This is a genomic window from Hydrogenophaga sp. 70-12, assembly GCF_001897365.1.
Taxonomy (GTDB): Bacteria; Pseudomonadota; Gammaproteobacteria; order Burkholderiales; family Burkholderiaceae_C; genus Hydrogenophaga; species Hydrogenophaga borbori.
Genome location: NZ_MKSS01000311.1, coordinates 1 through 1269 on the forward strand (window position 1 = coordinate 1; position 1269 = coordinate 1269).

The window sequence follows — 1269 nt, forward strand, 5'->3', positions numbered from 1 at the left end:
TTGCGACCGATGGCCTCGGACTGGCCACGCTCTTCGGCGTCGATGCCCGGATAGGCGCCCGGCGTGTCGACGAAGGTGAACACTGGCAGCTTGAACTTCTCGGCCAGCTTCATGAGCCGCAGCGCCTTGCGGTAGCCCTCGGGCTTGGTCATGCCGAAGTTGCGCAGGCCGCGCTCCTTCGTGTCACGGCCTTTCTGGTGGCCGATGACCACGCAGGGCTGGCCATTGAAGCGCGCCATGCCGCCGACGATGGACAGGTCGTCGGAGAAGTGGCGGTCGCCGTGCAGCTCGACGAAGTGCGTGAAGATTTCGCGCACGTAGTCCAGCGTGTAGGGCCGGTCGGCGTGGCGCGCGATCTTGGTGATCTGCCAGGGTGAGAGGTTGCTGTAGATGTCCTTGGTGAGCTGCAGGCTCTTGGACGCCAGCTTGTCGATCTCTTCGGAGATGTCGACCGCCGATTCGGTCTGGACGTAGCGCAGTTCCTCGATCTTGGATTCGAGTTCCGCGATCGGTTGCTCGAAGTCGAGAAAATTCTTTTTGGCCAAGATAGGCTCCTTTGCTCAGGCGGCTCAATAGCTCACGGGGAGCGGATCGAGCGACCGCCAAATATACCAAGTGGCCACGCTGCAGAACGGGGCCCAGGAGCCGGCCACCTCGCGGATCTCGCTGCGGCTGACGGGCTCACCCGAAAAATAGGCCTGACTGATGCCGTTCTGCAAGCCGATGTCGTCCAGCGGTAGCACGTTGGGCCTCATGAGGTGGAAGATGAGGAACATCTCGGCCGTCCAGCGGCCGATGCCGCGGATGGCCACCAGCTCCGCGATGATGGCCTCGTCGTCCATGTGCGGCCACTCGTTCACGCGCACGCGCTTGTCCGAGAAATGCAGCGCCAGATCCACCAGGTACTCGACCTTGCGCACCGACAGGCCGGCGGCTCGCATGTCGTCCACCTTGAGCTTGAGCACCTGCGCGGGCGTCATCTTGCGGGTGAGCGATTCGAAGCGGTCCCATACCGACTGGGCGGCCTTCACCGAAATCTGCTGGCCCACGATGCTGCGCGCCAGCGTGACGAAGGCATCGCCGCGCGACTGCAGGCACACGTCGGGGTGGCGCGGGATGAGCTTCTTCATCACGCGGTCGCGCTTCATCAGGTGCTTGCAGGCGTCCTGCCAATACGCGGGCTCGGGCACGGTCAGCACGGCGCTCATCAGGCGCGCTCCCAGGTGGTGCCCGCGGCGCTGTCTTTCAGCACGATGCCCTGGCCGAGCA

The 1269-nt window shown here is 64.2% G+C and carries 2 protein-coding genes; both read right to left on the reverse strand.

Features of this window, described 5'->3' with window-relative positions; genetic code table 11:
* Positions 1–545, reverse strand: a 545-nt coding sequence (locus tag BGO22_RS16485; RefSeq protein ID WP_286851804.1) for a carboxyl transferase domain-containing protein, incomplete at its 3' end; no start/stop codon positions are given.
* Between the two features lie 24 nt (positions 546–569).
* Positions 570–1208: a DNA-3-methyladenine glycosylase family protein gene (locus BGO22_RS16490; RefSeq protein ID WP_070398070.1), complete on the reverse strand. Its 639-nt coding sequence runs from the start codon at positions 1206–1208 to the stop codon at positions 570–572.
* Positions 1209–1269 lie beyond the last annotated feature (61 nt).